Annotated in this window: 15 protein-coding genes and 1 pseudogene; 3 read left to right on the top strand and 13 right to left on the bottom strand. The window is 69.6% G+C overall.

Features of this window, described 5'->3' with window-relative positions; all coding sequences use genetic code 11:
• Positions 1-17 precede the first annotated feature (17 nt).
• The 6 genes from ACEVFP_RS05765 to ACEVFP_RS05740 form a co-directional block, all read right to left on the bottom strand.
• Positions 18-458, bottom strand: a complete 441-nt coding sequence (locus ACEVFP_RS05765; RefSeq protein WP_375002673.1) for a VOC family protein — start codon at positions 456-458, stop codon at positions 18-20.
• A 385-nt stretch (positions 459-843) separates the two neighbouring features.
• The gene (locus ACEVFP_RS05760; RefSeq protein ID WP_375002672.1) at positions 844-1,155 is read right to left on the bottom strand and encodes a hypothetical protein; all 312 of its coding nucleotides are present in this window, start codon (positions 1,153-1,155) and stop codon (positions 844-846) included.
• 148 nt (positions 1,156-1,303) lie between these two features.
• Positions 1,304-1,639: a DUF202 domain-containing protein gene (locus ACEVFP_RS05755; protein WP_375002671.1), complete on the bottom strand. Its 336-nt coding sequence runs from the start codon at positions 1,637-1,639 to the stop codon at positions 1,304-1,306.
• Positions 1,636-2,010 (bottom strand): YidH family protein, encoded by a 375-nt coding sequence (locus tag ACEVFP_RS05750; RefSeq protein WP_375002670.1) that lies wholly within the window; start codon positions 2,008-2,010, stop codon positions 1,636-1,638. The genes ACEVFP_RS05755 and ACEVFP_RS05750 overlap by 4 nt, the downstream gene beginning before the upstream one ends.
• An 85-nt stretch (positions 2,011-2,095) precedes the next feature.
• The gene (locus ACEVFP_RS05745; RefSeq protein ID WP_375002668.1) at positions 2,096-3,061 is read right to left on the bottom strand and encodes a GNAT family N-acetyltransferase; all 966 of its coding nucleotides are present in this window, start codon (positions 3,059-3,061) and stop codon (positions 2,096-2,098) included.
• 81 nt (positions 3,062-3,142) lie between these two features.
• The gene (locus tag ACEVFP_RS05740) at positions 3,143-3,721 is read right to left on the bottom strand and encodes a carboxylesterase family protein (RefSeq protein WP_375002667.1); all 579 of its coding nucleotides are present in this window, start codon (positions 3,719-3,721) and stop codon (positions 3,143-3,145) included.
• 292 nt (positions 3,722-4,013) lie between these two features.
• Between ACEVFP_RS05740 and ACEVFP_RS05735 the strand changes: the two are divergent.
• Positions 4,014-5,486: pseudogene (locus ACEVFP_RS05735) on the top strand (long-chain fatty acid--CoA ligase); the annotation flags it as partial.
• A gap of 33 nt (positions 5,487-5,519) precedes the next feature.
• Here the strand turns inward: ACEVFP_RS05735 and ACEVFP_RS05730 are convergent.
• From ACEVFP_RS05730 to ACEVFP_RS05710, 5 genes are read right to left on the bottom strand one after another with little or no spacing between them, the layout of a single operon-like run.
• On the bottom strand, positions 5,520-6,326 hold the full coding sequence (locus ACEVFP_RS05730) for an ATP-binding cassette domain-containing protein (protein WP_375002665.1): 807 nt from the start codon (positions 6,324-6,326) through the stop codon (positions 5,520-5,522).
• Positions 6,323-8,083 carry a dipeptide/oligopeptide/nickel ABC transporter permease/ATP-binding protein gene (locus ACEVFP_RS05725; protein ID WP_375002663.1) on the bottom strand — a complete coding sequence of 587 codons (1,761 nt, stop codon included), beginning with the start codon at positions 8,081-8,083 and terminating at the stop codon, positions 6,323-6,325. Before ACEVFP_RS05725 ends, ACEVFP_RS05730 begins: the two co-directional genes overlap by 4 nt.
• A complete protein-coding gene (locus ACEVFP_RS05720) occupies positions 8,080-9,024 on the bottom strand; it encodes an ABC transporter permease (protein WP_375002662.1) in 945 nt (314 codons plus the stop codon). The genes ACEVFP_RS05725 and ACEVFP_RS05720 overlap by 4 nt, the downstream gene beginning before the upstream one ends.
• A gap of 3 nt (positions 9,025-9,027) precedes the next feature.
• Positions 9,028-10,560: an ABC transporter substrate-binding protein gene (locus ACEVFP_RS05715; RefSeq protein WP_375002660.1), complete on the bottom strand. Its 1,533-nt coding sequence runs from the start codon at positions 10,558-10,560 to the stop codon at positions 9,028-9,030.
• 59 nt (positions 10,561-10,619) lie between these two features.
• Positions 10,620-11,804: a CaiB/BaiF CoA transferase family protein gene (locus tag ACEVFP_RS05710; protein ID WP_375002659.1), complete on the bottom strand. Its 1,185-nt coding sequence runs from the start codon at positions 11,802-11,804 to the stop codon at positions 10,620-10,622.
• Between the two features lie 134 nt (positions 11,805-11,938).
• On the opposite strand from ACEVFP_RS05710, the gene ACEVFP_RS05705 reads away from it, so the two are divergent.
• Together ACEVFP_RS05705 and ACEVFP_RS05700 are read left to right on the top strand one after the other, a co-directional pair.
• Complete coding sequence (locus ACEVFP_RS05705; protein WP_375002658.1) at positions 11,939-12,838, top strand: LysR family transcriptional regulator; 900 nt, start codon at positions 11,939-11,941, stop codon at positions 12,836-12,838.
• Between the two features lie 102 nt (positions 12,839-12,940).
• Positions 12,941-14,119: a DUF222 domain-containing protein gene (locus ACEVFP_RS05700; RefSeq protein WP_375003769.1), complete on the top strand. Its 1,179-nt coding sequence runs from the start codon at positions 12,941-12,943 to the stop codon at positions 14,117-14,119.
• A 212-nt stretch (positions 14,120-14,331) separates the two neighbouring features.
• On the opposite strand, the gene ACEVFP_RS05695 is transcribed toward ACEVFP_RS05700, so the two are convergent.
• Positions 14,332-14,706 (bottom strand): holo-ACP synthase, encoded by a 375-nt coding sequence (locus tag ACEVFP_RS05695; protein ID WP_375002656.1) that lies wholly within the window; start codon positions 14,704-14,706, stop codon positions 14,332-14,334.
• 5 nt (positions 14,707-14,711) lie between these two features.
• Positions 14,712-23,879 carry a fatty acid synthase subunit beta domain-containing protein gene (locus tag ACEVFP_RS05690; protein ID WP_375002655.1) on the bottom strand — a complete coding sequence of 3,056 codons (9,168 nt, stop codon included), beginning with the start codon at positions 23,877-23,879 and terminating at the stop codon, positions 14,712-14,714.
• Between the last annotated feature and the right edge of the window lie 76 nt (positions 23,880-23,955).

Raw genomic sequence — 23,955 nt, 5'->3', positions numbered from 1 at the left:
CTGCTGAGTGCATACAGCTAGCGCGTGTCTTGATAGCTGCGGTTGTCGTTGAGCAGGCATGCGGTGCGGGTGCGATGAGCTCGAACGTCCACGGGGCGTCCATCGGGATCTCGAGCCGTCATCGTCCACTGCGTGGGAAGAGTCTCGATCTGGTCGACCGGCCACCCTGCAGCCAGGACTTGTTCGCGGACGTCGCACAGCTGCGAGTACGTCCCCACGCGTAGCCCCCATCCCGCTCTACTCAAGGGGTCGAGATCAATGGTGGCGGCAGTAGCAACTTCGACGATCATCAGATGGTCGTCCCCGCCGACATTGACGACTGCAATCCGAGGATCAGATGGAGTTGCAGCGCGCTCGAACGTGAGCACGGCTCCGAACATCTCCGTGTAGTACGTGACGAGCCGATCGAGGTCGATCGTGGATAGGGTCAGGTGGTTGATTCCGAGGAGATCGGGCATGGTCGACCAACGTTAGTGCAGCTGCCGGACGACACACGGCTGTGGTCGGAATCTGTTCACAGAACCAGGCGTCTCAAGACTGGTTCGACGGTTCCCGGCGAGGAGGCTCACACCGTGACGCACGCTCCGTTCCGGACCAGCCCATCGAGGCGTGGACCAGCGCGCGCACCGCATCGAGGACGTCGACGTGGAAGCCCCGCACCCTCGGCGAAGGCCGCCTTCAGTTGACCTGCCATGGCATCGTGACGAATCAACCGCCAACAGTCTCGGGTCCGACGGTCGCCGTGAAGGCGTCGTGCCGCCCGATGAGAAGCCGCGGTCGTGGACGTGCGGGATGTGGATGGAGGTCGAGGTGCGCCGGGCCACGACACAAGCCAGGAGGCATTCAGGCCCGTCCAGTGCCAAGGACCTCCCCACCCTGGACGACCTCGCCGGTGCCGATGAGTTGCGACGGCTGCGCCAACAACGGTTCCAACAGGCGTCCGACGGCAGGACCCATCACCGGCAGTGCCTGCGTCGCCTGGTCCTCGGACTCCCAGAGGTTGACGGTGAGATGCCGACTTCCGCCGAGGTCGACCACTAGGCTTTCCAGGAAGCCGGGCTGCTCGGCGTGGATGCGGTCGAACTCGGCGACATCAGCTGCGGCCGCGTCCCGCTTCGCGGCGTCCCAGGTGTTGAGTCTCACGACTGCGTACATCGGCCCATCCTCCGTAGTCGGCTTCTGGTCACCATAAGCCTGTTGCTCGACTTTCGTGCTGCGGGTGAGCAGGCGCAGATGATCCCGGGAAGGTCCGCTCTGGCCGGGTTGTTCTACGCCCCTGCCGGCAGACCGCCAGTCGGGCGGCTCACACCGTGACGCCGAGGGAGAGCAGGGCCACCGCGACACACAGGACCGCGGCCACGACGACCACGAGCACCGGCAGTCGTCCGTCGCGCAGGACCTGGTAGTCCGGTTCAGGGGACGACGGGGCGCTCCAGCGCCCCGTCCTCAGCACCCGGACCGCCACCCACATCGCGCAGGCGGCGCTCAGCAGACACACGACCATGAGGACCGGAGCGTCGGTCTCCAGTGCCGCGCGTGCCACGAGAAGCCCCACGACGCAGAACGCCAAGGTGCTGCGGCGCCACGCCAGCGTCGTCCGCTCCTGCTGCAGTCCCGGAGGGACGGCGCCGTAGCTCACCCGCGGGCCCCGACCACGATCATGATCAGGGCTGCGAGCGCCACCACCGCCACGAGCAGGACCCCCATCGCATTGGACGGCAGCGGACGCCCTTCACGCAGTGCACGCTCCGTGCCGGACCAGCCGATCCAGGCGTGGACCGCGCAGCCCAGCCCGGCCACGGCCAGCAGCACGGCCGCCACGCGGGCCACCGCGTCGCTGACGCCGAGGTCGAACGCGTGCACGGCTGCCGCCCCGGCCAGCAGGGCCAACGTCGTGCGGATCCAGGCCAGGAAGGTGCGCTCGTTCGCCAGACTGAAGCGTGGATCAGGCTCCCGGCCATGGCCGTAGACACGGCGTGGCCACCGGCCGTCGCGCTCGGGTTCGCTCACCTGACCACGGTAGCCGCAGGCTCTGGCGAGCCGCGGGTCGAGGTGCCGTCGGGAGGCGTCGGATCCCCGGTCGCGGATCGCGCCGTCAGATCTGACGGACGTACTCGGCAGCCCAGGCCGTCTGCCGGAAACCGAGCTGTTGGTTGACGGCGATCATGTGTGCGTTGTTCGCGGCGTTCCACGTCGTGATCCGTCGCCGTCCCCGCAGGAGGTCCTCGGCCGCCTGCATGGCCCGCAGCTTCATCGCCAGGCCGAGGCCGTGGCCGCGGTGCTCCGGCAGGACCAGCGTGTCCCACTGGTAGACCTCGATGCCGTCGGCAGCGGCGACGAGCTGGGTGTGACCGGCCAGTCGGTCCTCGGGCGAGATGGCGACAACCGTCTGCGCGATGCGTCCCTGGCCCTGCCAGCTGGCCTCCTCGTGCCGGATGCGCTCGGCGTCCCAGTGCTCGTTCTCCAGCCCGGCCGGCCCTGACGGCGCCTCCTGCAGGAGGAGATGTCGCAGCCTCGCGTACTGCTCGAGCCACTCCTCGGGGCACACGCGCCAGGCGACCAGCCGGTGACCGCCGCGGGGCTCCGGCGGCGGGAGGTTTGTGACCGGCAGCGGCAGCTCACGAACAGCATCGAGGATGTCGACGGTGAAGCCCTTGGCGTCGGCGAACCGGGAGCCCGGGTCACCGTCGTGGTCGACGGACCACAAGGCCTCACCGTGCAACCGGGTTCGACCGGCCCGCCGTGCGACGTCGACCAGGTGGTCGAGCAGTGCCGTGCCGTACCCGCGACCACGATGCTCGGGCAGCACGAACACCTCGACGAACGCGATGTCGACGTTGTCCTGCAGCGGCATGGAGACGTATCCCCCGGCGATGGGCTGCCCGTCTCTGAGCGCCACGACCAGCTCGTGACGGCCGTAGGCGTCGTCGGTGAGGTTGACGCGCTTCTCCGGAGCCGCCCACGGCTGGTCGAACGGTCGGTCGTAGCAGGATGCGTAGACTGCGTGGAACCGCGCGAACTGAACGTCGTCGGTCAGGTCGACGCCCACGATCTCGGTCATGGAAGCACCCTAGGCCGCACGACGAACCCGCCCGCGCCACGGTCGCTTGACCATCGCTCGTCCGCCCGGATCCGCCGTTCGTCAGCCGAGGGAGGCCCAGAATTCGCAGCGGTGACGCTCGGCGAAGTCCGTACGAGTCTCGACCCCCTCCTCCGAGAACCTCTGGATGCTCGGTGCCGCAGGCGTGAACGCCGGCCAGCGATCGGTGCCGTCAGCCTCGGGCACACCGGTGCGGGCGAAGCTGGTCCAGTACCGACGCATCGACGTCGCCAGCTCCTGCTGCGGGTTGGTCAGGTCCGCGGGGTGAGCAGCCGTGGGAAGACCGAAGAGGTACGGGAGCTCGGAGGCGTGGGCGGCACCGTACTCGAACCCGTCCGTCGCCGGCAGGAAGACCTGCGGAGCCGTCCGGTCGGCGAACTCGTACTCGTAGGTGGGGACGTACCGAGGCAGCTGGACGTGGGCGGGCCGTGCCGTGCACGAGTACGTCGCATCGGTGCCGACGGCACCGACTGCGAGCTCGGGACTCGCGAAGTCCTCCAGCGGGTACTCCTGCACGATCTGCTCGGCAACGTCCGGTGGACACCGAACTGGCTGCTGTAGTTCTTCGGAGTGATCGGGTTGCCGGCGAGCACGTTGACGATCCCCACGATGAGCCGCCACTCGTCACGGTTGCTGCCACCCATGACCGGCACCCGGTGGAACCGGCCCGCCGCGAGAGACTCACTGATGGGCTCGTGCAGCACCAGAGAGTCGACGTGGGGGACGTAACCTCCCGCCTGGTGGGAAAGGATCGTCTCGACCGGCAGCGCACGCAGGCACGCGACGTCGCCGTCCGCGCACCCGGTCGCCGCCACGAGCTCGGCACCGCTCTGCTCAGCCCCCACTTCGCTCACAAGACGGTGACGACGGCCGGGACCGAGACGGTCACGTACCGCGAGGTCGCCGACAACACCGACTGGCCACGGTGTTGGACCGGTTGGAGGTGTCGGCCGGCGCCCACGTCGCCACCTTCGCCAGCAACAGCCGGCGACACCTCGAGCTCTATCTCGCCGTGCCCGCCACCAAGCGCGTGCTGCACACGATCAACATCCGACTCTCCGACGACCACCTCGATTACGTCGTGAACCACGCCGGCGATGACGTCCTCTTCGTCGACCGAGGCCTTCTGCCACGCATCTGGGCACTCGTGGAGCACCTGCCGACCGTACGGCACTGGGTCGTGCTGCCGGACGGAACCGACGCGCCCGTTCCCGACGACCCACGCATCCACGACTACGACGACCTCGTGCACTCGGCACCGCTGATGACCGGGTCGCTGGAGGATGCCTTCCGGCGCGAGGACGAGGACCTTGCTGCGGGACTGTGCTACACCTCCGGCACCACGGGCCATCCCAAGCGTGTCGGCTACAGCCACCGCTCGACCGTCCTGCACTGCCTCGGCACGCTGGCCGCAGGCCTGGTCGGCATCTGCGAGAGCGACGTCGTCATGCCCGTCGTGCCGATGTTCCACGCCCATGCCTGGGGGCTGCCGTACGGTGCCGTGATGGCCGGTGCGTCGCTGGTGATGCCGGGCGCCTCGAACGACCCCGACCATCTGCTCTCCCTCGTCGAGACCGAGCGCGTGACTCTCACCAGCGGCGTTCCCACCGTCTGGACGAGTCTGCTGCCGCAGCTGGGCGAGTATGACCTCGGCTCGTTGCGCCTGGTGCTTGGCGGCGGTTCGGCGGTGCCGCCCTCGCTGTCGGAGGCCTATCGCGAGACCGTCGGGATTCCGATCACGCACTCATGGGGCATGACCGAGCGCAGCCCGGTCGGCGTCATCGGTGGCACACGCAGCCACCATGCAGACCGACCGGACGACGAGCAGGTGGCGGTCCGTGCGGCGCAGGGTCAGACGATGCCCCTCGTCCGGCTACGTCTGGTCGCCCCGGACAGCGGCGAGGAGGTCGCCCGCGACGGCCGCGCCATAGGCGAGCTCCAGGCGTCGGGGCCTTGGGTGGCCGAGCGCTACTTCCGGGTCGAGTCACCGGACAACGTCACCTCCGACGGCTGGCTGCGCACCCGGGACCTCGCCACGATCGACGGCGACGGCTACCTGCGGATCGTCGATCGCTTGAAGGATCTCATCAAGTCCGGCGGCGAGTGGATCTCCTCGGTGGAGCTGGAGTCTGCCATCGCGTCGCACCCGTCCGTGGTCGAGGTTGCGGTCATCGCTCGTCCGGATCCGCGGTGGGTTGAACGTCCTGTCGCCTACGTCGTGCTGCGCGACCCCGGGACGACGACGGAGGATCTCCTCGCTCACCTCGCGCCACAGGTGGCGTCGTGGTGGCTGCCCGATGAGGTCGTCGTCGTCGACGAGCTCCCCAAGACGGGCAGTGGCAAGCTCGCCAAGCACGCGTTGCGCACGTCGGCCCAGTACGCCTGAACCCGGGGCGAGGCCACCACGCCGCTCCGGGCCTCAGACGGTCTCGGCGCCCAGCAACCGAGGGATCGACTCGATGAGCAGCTGCGTGTACTCGTGCTGCGGCGCACCACACACCTGCTCGGCCGTGCCCGACTCGACGATGCGCCCCTCTCGCATCACGTGGACCCGGTCGCACAGCTGCCGGACCATCGCCAGGTCGTGGCCGATGAACAGCATCGCCGAGTCCGGTCGGAGGAGGCCGTGCAGCAGACGCGCCACCGAGGCCGCGGTGGTCACGTCGAGAGCGCTCAGCGCCTCATCGAGGAGCAGCAGGGACGGTTCGACGATGATCGCGCGAGCGATGGCCACTCTCTGGCGTTGACCACCGGACAGCTCGCGGGTCGTGCGCTGCAGGAAGGATTCGTCGAGCCCGACCGACTGGAGCGTCGCGACGACTCGGTCACGTCGGGTCGCCGCATCGGAGTCGACCTGAATGAGCAGCGGCTCCCCGACGATCTCGGCGACCGTGTGACGGGGGTTGAGCGCCTGGATCGGATCCTGGAACACCGCCTGGACGGCGCGCCGGTAGGCCAGCGGTGCCGGCATCGGCAACGCGCCGACCTCGAACCCACAGACCGTCGCCCGCCCGCTGAACGGCACGAGCCGCAGCAACGCCCTGGCCACGGTGGACTTGCCGGACCCGGACTCACCGACGAGTCCGGTGATCTCACCGGGGCGCAGGTCGAGCGTGGCGTGATCGACCGCTGTGAACGGCGCGGGTCGAAGATCACCGAGGCTCCGTCTGCGCGGGAACTCCACCGTGAGGTTCTCAATGGAACCCAGCAGCTCGTGTGGACTCACAGCGCCTCCTCCTTCGTCCGGGGCTCCAGGATGGCTCGGCCGGGTTCGTTGCGTGGGACAGCTGCGACGAGACTGGCCGTGTAGTCGTGACCGGGCCGGCGGACGACCTTCTCCAGCGGTCCGGACTCGACCACGTCACCCCGGAGCATGACGACCACCTCGTCGGCCAGCTCACCGGCCACACCGAGGTCGTGCGTCACGAGGAGCACCCCGAAGTCACGCTCCGTGCACAGCCGGCGAAGCAAGGCGATGATCTCGGCCTGGACGGTCACGTCGAGAGCCGTGGTCGGCTCGTCGGCGATCAACAGGTCGGGAGACTTGGCCAGCGCCAGGGCGATCATGACGCGCTGTGCCATGCCACCGGAGATCTGGCCGGGTCGCTGCCTGGCCACCTCCTCCGGGCGACGCAGCCCCACCGACGTCAGCAGGAAGACGATCTCCTCCTCGACCGTCCTCCGGGCATCGCCACCCTCCTGCCCACCGACGAGACGGCGTTGAGCCTCGATGACCTCGCGCAGCTGGCGTCCCACCGTCTGGAGCGGGTTCAGCGCCGCCGAGGGTTCCTGGAAGACGACCCCGACCCGGCTCTGCCACGCTGTCCGGGTGGCACGGTCGGCCTCGACGAGGTCGAGTGGATCGTGGCCGCGCAGGCGTAGCCGGTCGGCGCTGCTCGACGCGGGCAGGGTGAGCAGGTCGGCGAGCGCCATGGCGACCGAGGTCTTCCCACTGCCGGACTCCCCGACGAGGGCGACGACCTCACCGTCGTGGACGCAGAGGTCCACGTCGTTCACTGCTGTCGTCTCGCCGTAACGCACGGTCAGGCCCCGGACGTCGAGCAACGGTGCCGTCGCGCCCTCTCGCACCCCGCCACCGGAACCGTGTCCGGCGGGCCGGGTACCCGTGGCTGCCACGACGCCGACCGGTTCGAGGTAACCCGTCGGGTTGTCGATGCTGACACCCCGGCGGCGACGAATGAGTGCATCGCCCACGACGTTGAGCGCCAGGACCATGAGGACGAGCGCCAGGCCGGGCGGGATCGCCTGGAAAGGAGCCTCGCGGATCGTGCGCTGCGCGCTCGAGAGCATGATGCCCCAGCTCGCCGCTGGCGGTTGGGTCCCGAGACCCAGGAAGCTGAGCGCCGCCTCGATGGTCACCGCGTGCGCGAACACCAGCGTGGCCTCCACCCCCATCGGCGCGGCGATGTTGGGGGCGATGTGACGCCGCAGCAGTCGTCGCCGGCTCGCACCGACCACCCGCGCCCCGTCGACGTACAACCGCTCGCGCTCTGCCATGGTCAGGCCGCGCGCCAAGCGCGCCATCCCCATGGCAAAGGCAATCCCGACCGCGAACATCGACGTCGTGAGTCCGCTGCCGAGCGCTGCGATGAGCGCAATCGCCAGGACGATCGCGGGGATCGCCGAGATCCCCTCCACGATCCGCATCACGATGCGGTCGGCCCAGCCGCCAACGAGACCGATCGCCATGCCGATCCCACCACCGAGGATCACCGCGACCGCCGTCGCCTCGAAGCCGGCGATCGTCGAGACCCGGGCACCGTCGATGAGACGACTCAGGGTGTCGCGACCCAGGTAGTCGGTGCCGAGCCAGTGGTCGGCCCCGGGACTCGCGAGCGCGTCACCCATCGTGCCATCGGTGGGGTCGTAGGGTGCGATCCACGGTCCGAAGGCGGCGAGGAAACCGACCACGACCAGGACGAGCCAGGACGCCTTCACCAGGACGGAGCTGCGGCCCATCATGCGGCACGCACCCTGGGATCGACGAGCGCGTAGGTCAGGTCCAGCAGGAACTGGATCACCGCCATCAGCAGAGCCATGAGGACGACGAAGCCCAGCACGACCGGCATGTCGCCGTTGCGGATCGCATTGAGCACGAGCTGCCCCAGGCCCGGCAGCGCGAAGACCTGCTCGATGACGACTGCTCCACCCACGAGCACGGCAGCCTGACCGGCGATCGTCGTCACGACGGGAACGGAGGCGTTGCGCAGGGCGGTGCGCCACAGGATGCGGCGGCGAGCCAGCCCGCCGGCCACGGCCGTGCGGACGTACGGCTCGTGCAGCACCCGGACGTACCCGGCACGGGTCTGACGAGCGAACGCACCGGCAGCGGCCGCGCCCAGGGCGATCGACGGCAACGTGATGCTGCGCAACCACTCCCCCGGATCGCTGGCGAAGGGCACGTAGCCGGTGGCCGGGAACCACGGAGTCGTCATGGCGACGTAGGCCACGAGCAGCAGTGCCAACCAGAAGCTCGGGATCGCCTGGCCGATCGACGCCCCACCGGTGAGCAGCGAGTCGGTGCTCCGGCCGGCTCGGACGCCGGCCGCGATGCCCGCCGGGACGCCGATCAACAGACCCACGATCAACGCCCCGAGTGAGATCGTCAGTGTGACGGGAAACCGACCCATGAGTGAGGCCGTCACCGAGGTCGAGCTCGCCCACGAGGTCCCGAGGTCACCTTGCACGGCGTTGAACAGCCAGCTGCCGTACTGGATGAGGACAGGACGGTCCACGCCGATCTCGTGACGGAAGGCCGCGTACGACTCCTCCGTCGCCGTCTCACCGAGGCGTACGACGGCTGGATCTACTGCGGTGAGCTGCAACAGCAGGAACGCCGTGAAGCTGGCCACGAGCACGAGCGGAACCAGCGCCACGAGGCGGCTGAGTGCGACGCGTAGCAAGGCTCACTCCAACGTGATGTCGTAGGGCTTGGGCAGGTTGTCCGAGGAGGAGAGCTCCACACCCGAGGCACGCTCGGAGGTGACGACCACGGGAACCTGGTGGGCCACGACCATGAGGTAGCCCTGCTCGATCAGATAGGTGTAGACGTCGCGCCAACCCTCGGCCTGGGACTCTTCCGTCTCGGCGTTGAGCGCCACGTCGGCGAGCTCGGCGACCTCACCGCGGTCCGTGCCCAACGGGTCGTACGGGCTTCCGGGGGCATGTCTCTCGTCGTAGTGGGACTCGGCGGTGAAGCCTCGTGCGAGCGTGACGGCCATGGCGGTCTCACCGTTGCGCATCACATCGGCGAGCGTGCCGGGCTCGACCTGCTCGATCGTGACGTCGATGCCGACGTCTGCCCACATCTGCTGGATCGCCTCGGCCATCTCGGTGATGGCTCCGAAGGCCGGGAACGTCACCGAGAATCCGTCCTCGTAGCCGGCGTCGGCGAGCAGCCGCCGGGCCTCGTCGGGGTCGTGGGCAAGATCCTCGAGGGACTCCTCGTGGTACGGACTGTCCGAGAGCCAGAAGCCGGGACTCGGGTCTCCCTGACCGAACTGCAGACCTTCCTGGATGGCTTCGCGGTCGATGGCCAGGTTGAGGGCCCGGCGAACCTGCTCGTCACCCATCGCGTCGACGAGGGTTCCGTCTGTGTCCATGATCTGCAGGTAGTACACGTTCGGGTTCGCGCGCTCGATCAGCTGCAGCGACGCGTTCTCGAGGGTCGAGCGGTCGGCCTCGCTGCGCATCTCGATGATGTCGACCTGTCCGTCGAGGACAGCGTTGGTGGCTGCGGAGGCATCCTCGAGCACCCTCATCTCGATGGTGTCGACGCCGACCCGGTCCGGGTCCCAGTACTCCGGGTTGGCCTGATAGACCTGCACCTCTCCCGGGTTGGACGCTGCCGCGTCATGGGTCCAACCACCGGCTCCGACCGGCTGGGTGTCCGGATCAGCGTCGAAGGATGCCGGGCTCATCATCATCCCGGGCAGTCGGCTGAGCTGGGAGAGCATGTCAGTGGTGGGCTCGGTCAGGTTCAGGCGCACGGTCGAGTCGTCGACGACCTCGACGGAGTCGATGTTGCTGTAGAACGACGCCGAGGGGCTGGCCTCCATCGCCATGCCGCGTTCGAAGTTGGCCACCACGGCATCGGCGTCCATCGGTGCGCCGTCGCTGAACGTGACGTCTGGGCGCACCTGGAGCTCGAAGGTGGTGGGGTCGACAATCTCCCACTCCTCGGCCAGGCCGGCTTCGTGGGTGCCGTCGCTCTGCTCCTGGACCAGGGTGTCGAAGACCGGGTTGAGGTAGTACTCCTGGGCAACGGCGGCCATCTGCGGATCGAGGGTCTGCACATTGGTGGCCGCGCCGACTGTCAGGGTGCCGCCACCGCCGGAGGCGCCGTCGGTCCCGCTGCATGCCGCCAACGTGAGGGCGAGGGTCACCGCGCCGGTGAGCACGGCGAGTCGACCTGGGCGCCGGGAAGAGGTGATGGTCATGGCACTCCTTGATGGTGTTCCGGTTTCTGCCGGGGTGCTGCAGCTCGAGCGTGTGGGCATCAGATGACTCCTCGTTCGCGCAGGCCGGCGACGTCGTCGTCGCTCAGGCCTGCCAGCTGGGTGAGCACCGCATCGGTGTCCTGACCGAGCGTCGGCGCCACTGATCGAATGGATCCCTCGAACCCGGAGAAGATCCCCGCCGGCGCCTGCATGAGGCGCTGGCGACCAGCACCGTCGGGGACAGACACGATCGAACCGCGCTCACGGACATGGGGATCGGCGCAGATCTCCGCAGCCGAGTTCACCGGGCCTGCCGCGACACCGGCGTCGACCAGCATCTCCATGAGGGGATCGAGGTCGTGGGAGGCGACGAACGCCTGGACCCTCGCCTCGATCTCCTTGCGGTGAGCGATGCGCTGCGACATGTCGGTGTACCCGGCGAGATCGTCGGCCCCCATCACCTTGATGAGTCGGCGCCACATCTGCTCGGTCGATGCCGGAAGGGCGAGCCAGTGATCGTCACGAGTCCGGTACAGGTTGTTGGGGCTGATGTGCGGATTCTCGTTGCCTTGGCGAGAGATGCTGTGGCCGGTCGCGTCGAAGCCGACGATGAAGTCCTCCATCATCCGCAGAAGCGGCTCGTAGAGAGCGATGTCAACCAGCTGCGGCTCCCCCGTCAGGTCGCGCTGGCGTAGTGCGAGCAAGGCGGCGAAGGCGGCGTAGATGCCGGTGACGCCGTCGGCCACGGGATAGCCCGCGAAGAGTGGCGGGCGATCCGGCTCACCGGTGCGATGAGTGAGTCCGGCGTAGGACTCGGCCACCCGCGCGAACCCCGGCCGGTCGGCGTAGGGGCCGGTCCGCCCGAAGGCGCTGATGTGCACCATCACCAGGTCTGGGCGGTACGCCACCAGGTCGTCGAAGTCGACGCCGAAGCGGCGAAGCGTCCCGGGGCGGAAGTTCGTCACCACGACGTCGGCTGCCGCAGCCAGCCGCCCGACGACGTCGGCTGCCCCAGGCTGGTGCAGGTCGATGGTGACGCTGCGCTTGTTTCGCCCCAGGAGGGACCACTGCGGCGAGACTCCGTCTTCCAGCGGCGGATAGGAGCGTGCAGGGTCCCCGTCCCCCGGCTGCTCGATCTTGATGACTTCGGCACCGAACTCGGCCAAGAGGGAGGATGTCAGCGGGCCGGCGAGGATCGTGGACAGGTCCAAGACCCTCACTCCGCGCAGCGGGGCGTGCGTCACGGTCGATGCCTTTCAGTCGAGGGTGGCGCTCACAGCTCGTGAGGCGCATCACAGATGACTATGACGACCGCACGGCGCTGCGGGAACTGAGCGAAACCTTCCAAGGGTGAAAAGCGTTGGCTATCATGCTGGCCGTGCGTGTCGAGCGAGCCAGGTACTTTCTTGCTGCCGTCGAGGCGGGCTCGCTCCGTGGAGCGGCGACCCGCTGCGGCATCAGTCAGCCGGCGCTGGGCCAGCAGATTGACCTGCTGGAGGAGGAGCTCGACGTCGTGTTGCTCACCCGGGGTCGTCTGGGGGTACGCCCCACTCAGGCCGGCCAGGATCTCTTGAAGCCGATGGCGCGCCTGGTGGCGGCGCAGGATTCACTGCGCTGGGCCGCGGCGGAGTCAGGCGGCGCCTATCGCGGCCGTGTGGCAATCGGCGCAGTTCCAGCGCTCGCCGAGATGGTCATCGCCAATGTCGTCGGGCGACTTCGCGTACGCCACCCGGACCTGAGGTTCACCGTCACCGAGACAAGTTCGGCAGCCATCGAGGCAGCCGTGAGCGCCGGCGACCTGGACCTCGGCATTGCGACGATGCCCTCGACACCTCCCGACACGTCCATTAAACGGACGGTGCTGTTCCAGGCCCCCATCGGCGCCGTCGTACCGCTCGATCATCTGCTAGCCGATCGTGACAGCATCCGTTGGAGCGACCTGGAGACGTGGCCGATCGTGACGATGCGGGAGGGCACCGTGATGTGGGAGCGACTACAGGCTGATATCAGCAACCCGCAGGTGGTCGTGCAGGCGATGTCGGCCCGATCGGTCAAGCTCATGATCGCGCAGGGTGCTGGAATCGGGATCCTCACCTCCTTCGACACCTCCTCCGACGTGCCGGGTCTGCGCTGGATCCGGTTGCGGGACACGCCATCGGTTCAGATCTGCCTGGTCCAACGACGCGACACACAGCCGTCCCCCTCGGCGCTCACCGTGCGGCGACTGATCACCGAACGGGCGGCCGAGCTGCTTGAGTCGGCCGTCAGCGACCGCTGACCAGCAGGACACCTGACGGCACCGTTGTCCACAGGTTCGGGTTGGTCTCTGGTGGGTGTCAGCAGGGGTCTCTAGTATGGAAAATATCTTCGATTGAGGGATGTGTTCTTGATGGCGGCACTGGTGCTGGAGCCCACCACGGACGTGGTGGGTGTGCTCGCGCAGGTGCATGATCTGTTGGGTTCGATCGCCACGTCTGAGTTCTCTGGATTGAGTGGGGCGCAGCAGCGTGAAGCTGCCACATCCCTGTCTCGTCTGGAAGCGCGGGTGACGGCCTACAAGCTGGCGGCTGTGTCCGCGGTCGAGCAGTCGGGCGAGGCCCGGCGGCAGGGGTCGACGTCGACGGCGTCGATGTTGTCGAACGACTTCGGTGGCGACCATCGAGGCACCTGTGGCACGGTCCGCAAGGCCAAGAAGATCAAGAAGACTCCCCAGTCCCATCAGGCCATGGCTCAGGGGAAGTTGACGGCCAAGCAAGCCAAGATCATCGAGAAGGCGCTGGACTTGTTGCCGGCTGATGTCGGCGCTGCCCAGCGTGAGGCGTGTGAGACCCAGCTGGTCGATGATGCACCCCGCATGGACATTCGACGTTTCCAGCGTCAGGCCGACCGGGTCGTGGCGGGACTGATCGCCGAGCAGCGAGACGACACCGACGACGAGGCACTCGATGAGGTCGAGAACGAGATCGTCGAGGATCGTGAGACCAAGGCCTGGAACACCGCAGAGTTCTGGATGGCCCCGCCGGTCGGTGGGACCGTCAAGGGCGGGTTCACGATCCCCGAGGCCCAGGCAGCCCACCTGCGGGTCGCGTTAGAGGCCCTGTGTGCCCCACAGGTCGAGATCACCGCGCCCGGTGAAGCTACGCGGGCCACCGGCGACGTCCTCCTGGACGAACGGCCGTCGTACTCACGTCGTCAGGGCTGGGCGTTCACCCACCTGTGCGAACTGTTGCCACTCGACCGACTCCCCGAGACCAACAACACCGGCCCCATCCTGACCATCAACATCGACCACCAAGCACTGGTGAACGAGTTGAAGGTCGCGGCGCTCTCCACGGGCGAGACTCTCAGCGCCGGTCAGGCCCGCCGAATGGCCTGCGAACACCGACTCCTCCCGGCCGTCTTCGGCGGCGACTCCTTACCCCTGGACCTCGGTCGCGATCGACGACTCTTCACGTCGCACCAGCGTCGAGCACTGGAGCTCCGCGACAAGGGTTGCGTCTTTCCCGGATGCGACCGGCCACCCGGATGGTGCGTCGTCCACCATGCCCGAGAAACCTGAGCCAACGGCGGGAAGACAGACCTCAAGGACGGCGTCCTGATCTGTCCCCACCACCACCGGATCTTGCACAACGACGGCTGGGACGTGCACTTCACGCCCGACGGCATCCCCGAGCTGGTTCCACCGGCATCACTGGATCCCAGACGCAGACCCCGACGACACCAACGATTCCCATGACCATCGGGAGAGCTCTGCCCACATGGGAGACGTGGTCAGGACGCCGGCTCCGTGCTGAGGACGACGTACGCGATGGCATGGTCGGCGTCGTGGCTGAGGCTGACGTGCGCCTCGACTCCCGACAGGTGCTTGGCCACGTCGCCGTGCAGGCGGAGCCGCGGTCGGTCCCAGGCGTCACGCACGACCTCCACCTGGCCGAGGGCCTCATCCCCCATCAACGGCGGCGAACCGAACAGCGACGCCGACCAGGCCTTCACCAACGCCTCCTTGGCGGCCCACCGGACGGCGAGCGACGCGGGCCTGTCGGCCGCATCGCGTCGCTCGCCCGGCGTGAACACCTGCGCGAACCGGGTGCCCGGCCGCTGGAGCTGCTCGGCGAAGCTCGGTACGTGCACCAGATCGGTACCCACACCGATCACCGGCACGCGTACACGCCGTCCTCGCTCAGCCGGGCACCGCGATCCAGCAGCACCGAGGCCTCCAAGGACCGCGCCGTGCCGTTGGACCCCGAACCGAGCCGCCGGTCGGCCGGTCGCTCGTACGCCGGTGCGCCGCCGACCATCGTGCGGGCCAGACGCAGCCGTCCCTCGACGACCCGCTCACGCGACGCCGTCAGGTAGGTCTCGCGGGCCTGCTCGTCGAGCGAGGCGACGAACGCCTCCGGGTGCGCCAGCGCGATGATCCCCGCGACGTGCCCGAAGCCCAGGCTGGTCACCAGACCAGCCTTGAGGCCCGGCGTCGCCAGCGGCTCCCGCAGCCACACCAGGTGCTGGTTCTCAGCCAGCGCATCGTCGACGCAGTCCAGACTGCGGTTCGGTGGCAGCACACCACTGCCCAGCACCTGGCACAGGCCGATGAGCTGGAACGCGGCCGCGCCGCCCTTGGCGTGCCCTGTGAGTGTCTTCTGCGAGACCACGAACAGCGGGTTGCCCTCGCTGCGTCCCAGCGCCGCCGCGAGCCGCTCGTGCAGCTCGGACTCGTTGGGATCGTTCGCGTCCGTGGACGTGTCGTGCTTGCTGACCACGCCGATGTCGTCGGCCGACAGGCCGAGTGACGACAGCGATCGCGCCAGCATCGACTGCTCCCCGCCGATACCGGCCGCCAGCGCGCCGATACCCGGTGCCGGGATCGACGTGTGCACGCCGTCGGCGTACGACGCCGCGAAGGCCACCACGGCGTGGACCGGAAGGCCCATGCGGGCCGCGACGTCGCCACGGGCCAGCAGCAAGGTGCCGCCGCCCTGCGACTCCACGAACCCGCCGCGACGCCGGTCGTTGGCTCGGCTCACGTACCGCTCATCGATGCCCTGGGCGGTCATGGCCCCGGTGTCGGCGGTGGCGGACATGTCCGCGAAGCCGATGATGCCCTCGGTGCTGAGGTCGTCGAAGCCACCAGCCACGACGAACTCGGCCTTGCCGACCTTGATCTTGTCCACGCCCTCCTCGACGGAGACCGCCGTGGTGGCGCACGCGGCGACCGGGTGGATCATCGCGCCGTAGCTGCCGACGTAGGACTGCACGACGTGCGCGGCGATGACGTTGGGCAGCGCCTCCTGCAGGATGTCGTTGGGGTTGCTCTCCCCCAGCAGCGTGTTGATGTACAGCGCATGCATGGAGCTCATCCCGCCCATGCCGGTTCCCTGCGTGTTGGCCACGAACGCCGGGTGCACCCAACGCATCAGCTCCGACGGGGTGAACCCGCTGGACAGGAACGCGTCCACCGTGCTGACGAGGTTCCAGATCGCCACCCGGTCCACCGACTCCAGCATCTCTGCCGGGATGCCCCAGACCGAGGGGTCGAAACCGGTCGGGATCTGCCCGCCGACGGTGCGGCTCAGGCTCATCCGACGTGGTACACGGATCTCGGTGCCTGCCTTGCGGGTGACCGTCCACTCGCCCTCACCCACTGGTGTGGCGACGGTGCGCTCGGGGTCGGCCTCCACCATCGCGCGCGCCTCGGCCTCGCTCCCCACCGAGAAGGTGAGGTCCTCGTCGAGGTAGACCGACGTCAGCAGCGGAGCGGAGTTGTCGACCATGGAGCCGTCGTCCTCATAGCGACGGATGCCGCAGCGCTCGACGACGACGTCGTGGTAGCGCTCGTGGATCTCGGACTCCTGCACGGGCTCGTCGGACTCCACGTCGTACCAGGAGCCGTTCTGCTCGTCCCAGGTGATCAGGCCGGTGCTCCACGCGAGCTCCAGGACGCCCGCGGCGGACAGCTCGTCATGAACCTCCATCTCGAAGCGGGTCCGTGCCGAGCCGTATGGCCCCAGCTCCCCGGACCCCACGACGACCACGAGGTCCTCGGGTCGCGCCGTGACCTCGCCCCACTCGGGGGTGACGGTCTGCGGCAGCTGCGCCGGCGACGGCGCGAGGGCGGCGATGCCCCCAGGCTCGTCCTCGGCGGCACGCTCAGGGCGCTCCACGGTGGCGGCGAGTGCCGCGAGATCCAGGTCTGCTCCGGCCAGTCCGCCCGTGAAGTCGGCGGTCAACGGCTTCTCGGCGGCTGATTCGCGGGCCGCGGCAGTGCTGACCTGCAGGAGCTGTTCTGCCATCTCGTCCGTCGTCCACGTCTGGACACCGGCGGCCTCGACGGCCTCGACCAACGGGTCGTTGCCTCCCATGAGACCGGTGCCCTTGACCCAGCCGATGATCGCGTGCGCGAGGGTCACCCGATCGGCCCACGTGCGTTCTGCGGACCACTTGGTCACGATCGCGTCGAGCGCGGCCTTGGCCTCGCCGTAGGCGCCGTCGCCGCCGAACATGCCGCGGTTCGGCGAGCCCGGCAGCACGACGTGCAGGCTGGCGGCGAGGTCGTGGTCACGGCCCCGCGCGGCGAGTCGCCCGATGAGTCGCTCCACCGACCACAGCAGAATGCGGGTGTCCACCTCAGCCCGGCTCCCGGCGTCGGTGAGATCGCCCATGACGCGGCCCGCCGCGAACGGCAGGAGCAGCGTCGGGGTGAGGGCCGGCTTGCTGACGTGCTTGGTGCTGCCGATCGTGCGCGACTGCTCGGTGGTGATCCACTCGGCCAGCGCATCGACATCGGTGTAGGACGCCATGTTGGCCGGAACCACCCACAGCCGCGCACCTGGACGGGCGTTCGAGCGGTACAGCTGGCGGTAGAAGCGCAGGCGGTCACGGTCCAGGCGTGACGTCGTTGCGACCACGGTGGCGCCACCGGCGAGCAGACCTGCCACGACGGACGCCGCAATCGAGCCCTTGCTGGCGCCGGTCACGACGGCAACGTCGTCGGCCCACACGCCCGGCGTCTGGTCGACGGCTTCGGCGGCGATGGTGCTCAGTCGCTCCGCCACGTCACCCTCGGTGCGCGCAGCCCACCAGCCAGCCTGCTGGGCGACCGCCTCACCGGCGCCGGCGAAGACGGCACCGGCAGTGACGGACTCGGCGTCCGCCCCGCCACCCAACGCGATGCGGGCGACGTCCTCGCGCGCGGTGGCCCAACGGTCGTCCACCAGCAGCGCGCGGCGTTCGTCGAACGCCGGAGCCGTCAGGTCGACCCAGTCAGGACCGAGCTCGTTCTCCACGCGCTCGAGGACACGGGCATCGGCACTGTCTGGCGCCCCAGTCCCGGCACCCCCGCCGGACCCGTCCGCGGCCTGGTCGAGGCCGAGCCTGGACAGCAGGTGACGCGCGGTGCTGGCGAGCACTCCGTCCTCGCCGGTGATCTCGCCGGTGATCTCGGCCAGTGCTGCAGCGTCGACGGTCGCGTCCGATCCACCGGTGGCCGGCAGATCGACGCTGACACCGTGCCGTGCAGCGACGGACTGCACGGCGGCGTCGATCGCCGCGTCCACGTCGGCACCCGAGCCCGGGATCGGGATCGTCGCGAGGTCTCCCCCGCGCACGCTGGCGCCGTCGCGCGTGCCGAGCGCCAGCTCGGCCAGGACGTGGCTCCCCCAGCCCGGGCCGAGCTGCCACATGTCGGTGACGCGCTCGATGACCGAGGACTGCTTGCGCCCCGTAGGCCCGAGCAGCTTCTTGAAGTGGTCGGCGAAGGTTGACGTCAGGACCGGGCCGAACGGCTTGTACCCACGCGCCAGACCCGTGACCTGCGTCGACAGCGTGGGCACGTCGGCGTCGGCAGCGCCGTCGATGGCGCCGAGGTTGAGCTCACCGCCGAGATCGACCAGGAGCTGGTTGCGACGCGACGACGCGCCGTCGCACAGGGACTCGATGGAGTCGGCCGCCCCGATCTGGTCCGGCCGCAGCTTGGTCCACCACGCGATGAGCGTCTTGGTGCCGTCGGCCGCGTCGAAGGAGAGGTCGGCAGGACGCGGAGCGCCTGCCGCCGCCGTCGGTGCCGCAGCAGGTGCCGCGGGTGCCGCCTCGGCAGGCTCTGCGGCTGGCGTCTCGGGCGCCTCGTCCTCGACGGGCGCCGGGTCCTCGTCAGTGGCAAAAACCGCACCGGCGTCACGCTCGATGTTGAGCACCTCGACGTCCTGGTCGAGCAGCCGGCGGATGGCCGGAAGCTTGAGCGTCGACGAGGCGAGGTTGGCGACGGTGGGCGCCTGGCCCACGCCGACCTCGACGAACCGCTCGACGCCGAGTCCACCCTCGGACTCCGCAGCGAACATCAGGTCCTGCGTCTCGATCCAACGGACCGGGCTCGCGAACTGCCAGGCCAGGAGCTCCACCAGCAGCGTGCGGCACAGGGCACTGGGTCGGGCGGCCCAGGCGTCGTAGTCCGCCAGCACCGCCTCCAGCGGGCCTGTGCCGTCTTGAGCTGGCCCCACGAGCTCATTGATCTCGGCCACGAACTCGCGGGCGAGCGTGAAGGGCCGCGGCACGAGGTTGGGGACGTAGCGACCCTCCAGGATCGTTGGATCGATCTCGGCCGGCAGCAGCTCCTCCAGCCGGGCGCGGAAGTCCGGGACGCCACCGTGCAGGACGCGGGAGTGGAACGGCACGTCGATGCCGGGCACCAGGATGAACGCGGCCTTGCCGCCGAAACGGTCACGACGCTCGGCGATGTCGGCCTCGAGCACCTCCAGGGCGCGGACGGTACCGGCGATCGCGTACTGCGAGCCACGCAGGTTGTAGTTGACGATCTGCAGGAACTCACCGGACTGCTCGGCGATGCGCTCGACGTAGCCGAGCACCTCGTCGTCGGCGAGTCCGACCTGTGACGGACGGATCGCGGCCAGGCGGTAGTCGCTGCGGCCCTCGGCGTCGCGAGGCACCAGCGTGTGCATGACCGATCCGCGCTGGAAGACCACCTCGACGACCGCCTCCAGCGGGATGACGCCGGAGACGGCGGCCAGCGCGTTGTACTCGCCCACCGAGTGGCCGGCGAGGATCGAGCCCTCGACGAACGCTCCGGACTCGCGCAGCTCGGCCATCTGGGCGGCACCCAGGACGGCCATCGCCACCTGGGTGAACTGCGTCAGGAAAAGCACACCGTCGGGGTGCTTGTGGGTGGTGCCGTGTGCGACCAGGACGGTCGGGTTGTCGCGGACCACGGTCAGGATGGAGAACCCCAGCGCCTCACGGGTGTGCGCGTCGGCGCGGTCCCAGACCTCACGGGCCGCCTTGGAGCGCTGGTAGCCCGCCATGCCCATGCCGGCGTGCTGGATGCCCTGGCCCGGGAAGGCGTAGACGGTACGCGGTGCGGCCAGCCTGGCCGTGGCGGACATGACCAGCTCGCCGTCAGCACGGCAGGTGACGTCGAGGACCTCGTCGCCGGCCTCGAGGGCCACACGATCGGCACGGATCTCCACCGAGGCGCCCGGCAGCAGTGGGCTCAGCCACCGTGCCGTCCAGCCCAGCAGGCGGCGGCCGGTCTGCGAGGCCACCACGTGCTGCGCTGCCCCGGAGAGCCACATGCCGTGCACGATCGTGTCGCCGAGCCCCGCCAGGCGGGCCGCGGCGGTGCTGGTGTGGATTGGGTTGTGGTCCCCCGAGACCTCGGCAAAGGCATGCAGGTCCGACGGGGCCGCGAGCGTCGCCGAGGCACGGGCGCGGCGCGGGGTCTCGCGGGGGTCCTGGAGCGTGTCGCCGGCGCGTGCGGGGTCGCTGACCGCCGACGTGCCGGGACGACCGCGGACGCAGAACCGCTCAGTGAGCCGGAGGACGTCCCCGGAGTCGTCGGCGAAGGCGACGTCGACGGTGACGACGCGGCCCAGCTCGGTGGCCTCCACGCCGGACAGCGATGCGGTCACCTCCAGATCAGTCCCGTCTGCCGCCCCCGACCCGGCACCCCCACGAGTGCCGTCCAGAGGGCGGACGGCGTCGACGACGTGGTCGAGGTGGACGAGGTCGAGCATTCCCTCGACGACGGCCTCACCTGGTTCGGTACGGGCATCGGCGATGACGGCGAAGACCGCCGGCCAAGCCAGCCCCACGAACGCATCGGGGACGGCATGTATGTCTTCGGCAGCCGTCACTCCGGCGTGGTCGGCCGCGAGGTCGGGCGTCCAGGTGGCGTCCACACGTGCTCGCCCGTCCTGCACGACGGGCAGCGAGCCCCCGGCTGCGGCGCTGAGGAGCTCGAGCATCGCCGCGGCAGCAGCATCGGCCTCGACCACCGGCACACCGCCGTCGGCGACATGAGACCCGACGGACAGCGGCAGGGTGAGTGTCCGGTCGGCGGTCAGCGACACCACCAGGTCAGCCCGGTCGGTCGCGACCGCTGTCAGCGTCGCCCCGGTCTCGGGGTGCTCGGCGCGCTGGCCGTCCACGAGGACCCAGCCGTCGCCCAGCCGGTGCACGGGGTTGCGGACGGTGCGCCCGGCCCACACGGCATCGGGCGAGGCGAGCACGAGGGAGACGGCGTCGGCGACGTCGTCCGTGCGCCGGCGGCCCGGGACCTGCAGCGGTGCCCGCCCGGAAGCGAGGACCGAGTCCACGGCCGCATCCTCGAAGCGCTGCAGCAGCTCGGCCACCGGCTCGTCGGCGCGGGTGATGCCGGCCACCGAGACGGTGCCCGGGATCACGCAGACGTCCTCGGCGCCGTAGCGGGCGTCGTGGGCCTGCCACAGGGAGTCCGAACGCCACCAGCGGCGCACGTCGGCGTCGATGACGGGCACGAAGTTCACCGGCTTGCCCGCGCGGCGGCACACCTGGATGAAGAAGGGCACGTCCGCCGGGTGCAGCACGACGTCGGCGGCGTGCGGGTACGCCTCGAGCAGGCTCGCCAGCGCGGCCGGTCCGTCCTCGACGGAGTCGGCGTCGGGGAACTTCGTGGACACCGTGCCGTGGTCGGCCTCGACCAGGCGCGCCTCGGCCCGCTGGAGCATGGCATGGAACCGGTCCCGCAGGGTGACGTCGAGCCAGTCCTCTCCCACGGAGTGGTCCTCGTCGTGGCCGGTGATGGACGTGTGGCCGTACGCCAGCTCGACGAACCGCCCGAGCCACTGGGCGTACGTCATCTGCTCGACGTCGCCGAAGTACGGCTTGGCCGTGCGGTCCAGCGCCTCGATGATCTCCTCGCGTCGCTCGGCGACGGCGTCCGCGTCACCGGCCACCTCATCGAGGAGCCGGCCCGTGCGCGAGGCGGTGTTGTCGATCTCGTGGATGTCGGCGCCCAGCTGGCTGCGTCCCGACGCCATGCCGCCCTCGGCGGTTCCGGCGCCCACCCAGTCCGGGGTGCCAGGCGTGTCCACGAGGAGCTGCTTGACCTGCGGCGACGTCGTGGCCTCGAGGGCAGCCATGGCTGCGGTGCCCACGAGCACGCCGTCCAGCGGCATGACGGGGTGGCCGTACGAGCGTGCCCAGTCACCGGTCAGGTAGGAGGCCGCGGCCTGCGGTGTACCGATCCCGCCACCGACGCAGACCACGACGTTGTCGCGGGCCCGCAGGTCGGCGTAGCTGCCGATGAGCAGCTCGTCGAGGTCCTCCCAGGAGTGGTGGCCCCCGGCCTTGCCTCCCTCGATCTGCACGATCACGGGGTGAGGGGCGACGTCGTCGGCGATTGCAAGGACCTGCTTGATCTGCTTGACCGTGCCGGGCTTGAAGACGGTGTGCTCGATGCCCGCGTCCCGCAGCTCCTGCACGAGCGCGACGGCCTCGTCCCGCTCGGGGATGCCGGCGGTGACGATGACGGCGTCGATGGCCGCTCCGGTGGCCCGGGCCTTCTGCACCAGCCGCTGACCGCCGACCTGCAGCTTCCACAGGTAGGGGTCGAGGAACAGCGAGTTGAAGGCGTAGGTCCGGCCGGACTCCAGGAGGTCGTCGAGCTCGGCGACGCGATCGGTGAAGATCTGCTCGCTCACCTGGCCGCCGCCGGCGAGCTCGGCCCAGAATCCGGCGTTGGCCGCGGCGGCGACGATCTGCGCGTCGACGGTGGTGGGGGTCATCCCGGCCAACAGGACGGGCGAGCGGCCGGTCAGACGAGTGAAGCGGGTCTCCGCGCGCACCGTTCCGTCGGGGAGCGTGACCACTGCGGGCGCGAAGGAGGACCACGGGGCGGGGCGGCGGGGTGCGGCGCCGGGGGTGGTGAGCTCCCGGTGTCCACGACGTGTGGCTGCTGCGACGACGCCGACGCCCCGTACGCGCGCCTCGGCGGCGCTCATGCGTGCCGCGAGGTCGCCGGGACCGACGTCCAGGAGCCATGCCGCACCGGAGTCGAGGGTCTCCTCGAGGGTCTGGACCCAGTCGACCGGGTCCACGATGGATCGCATCGTCAGGCTGCGGCCCCGCTCGGCGTCGAGTCCGGCCTCAGCGGCCCACTCGGCCACGAGGTCGGCGGCCTCGGCGAGGTCGGGATGGTGGAAGGCGAGACCGGAGACCACCGGCTCGATGACCGGCGCGAACGCCGAACCACCGGTGGTCTTGCGCTCGCGCTCGATCTTCTCGGCCTCGGCACGCTCCTCCAGCAGCGTGACGGCACGCCGCAACCCGGCCTCGGGCCCGGAGAGCACGACGGCCCGTCGTCCGTTGCGCAGGTGGGTGACGACCCGCGCGGAGGCGGGCAGGTCGGCCAGGACTTGGGCCACGCGCTCGGGCTGCTCACCGGTGATGCTGACCATCGTCTCGCCCAGCAGTCCGCGACGTCGCCCGACGATCTGGGCGGCCGCACCGATCAGGCGGGCATAGGCGTAGAGCCGCATGTCGTCGAGTCCAGGGTCGCCCAGGCCGTCGAGGGCAGCAACGGCCAGCACGCCCTGGGAGTGTCCGGCGACGGCGGTGGGTCGTGCGGTCTGGGTGTCGAGCCCCTGGCGGCGCAGGGCACGCAGTCCGGCGAGCTGGGTCAGCAGGATGCCGGGGACAGAGGCCACGGGTGCGGCGAGCGCCTCGGCCGACGGCGGCTGTGTGGCGTCATCGTCCTCGGCGGACTCGCCCACGGCGAGCACGTCGGCCCAGGCCAGCGGTGTGACGTCGGCACCGGTGCGCAGCAAGTGGGGAGCCACCGGAGCGAGGAGCTCCTCGGCCTGCTGGACGAGCTGCTCGAGCTCGGCCTCCAGCGCGAAGTCCCGCACGAGGTCGGCGAGCGACTCCAGCCACGGCGCGCCCTGCCCACCGAGCACGACGGCGTAGGGGACCCCTTCGCGGAGGTGGTCGACGAGCGCGGTGCGGCGATCGGCTGGGGCGACGGTGCTGGCAGTGGTCTCGAACGTGGTCACGCGATGAACCCCTCCGGTACGACAAGTGCGGACCGCACCATCGTCCCAAAACATGAGGGGTTCCTCAACTTTAATC

Source organism: Aeromicrobium sp. CTD01-1L150, from assembly GCF_041951745.1.
Lineage (GTDB): Bacteria > Actinomycetota > Actinomycetes > Propionibacteriales > Nocardioidaceae > Aeromicrobium.
This window is presented reverse-complemented; position numbering and strand designations above follow the sequence as displayed.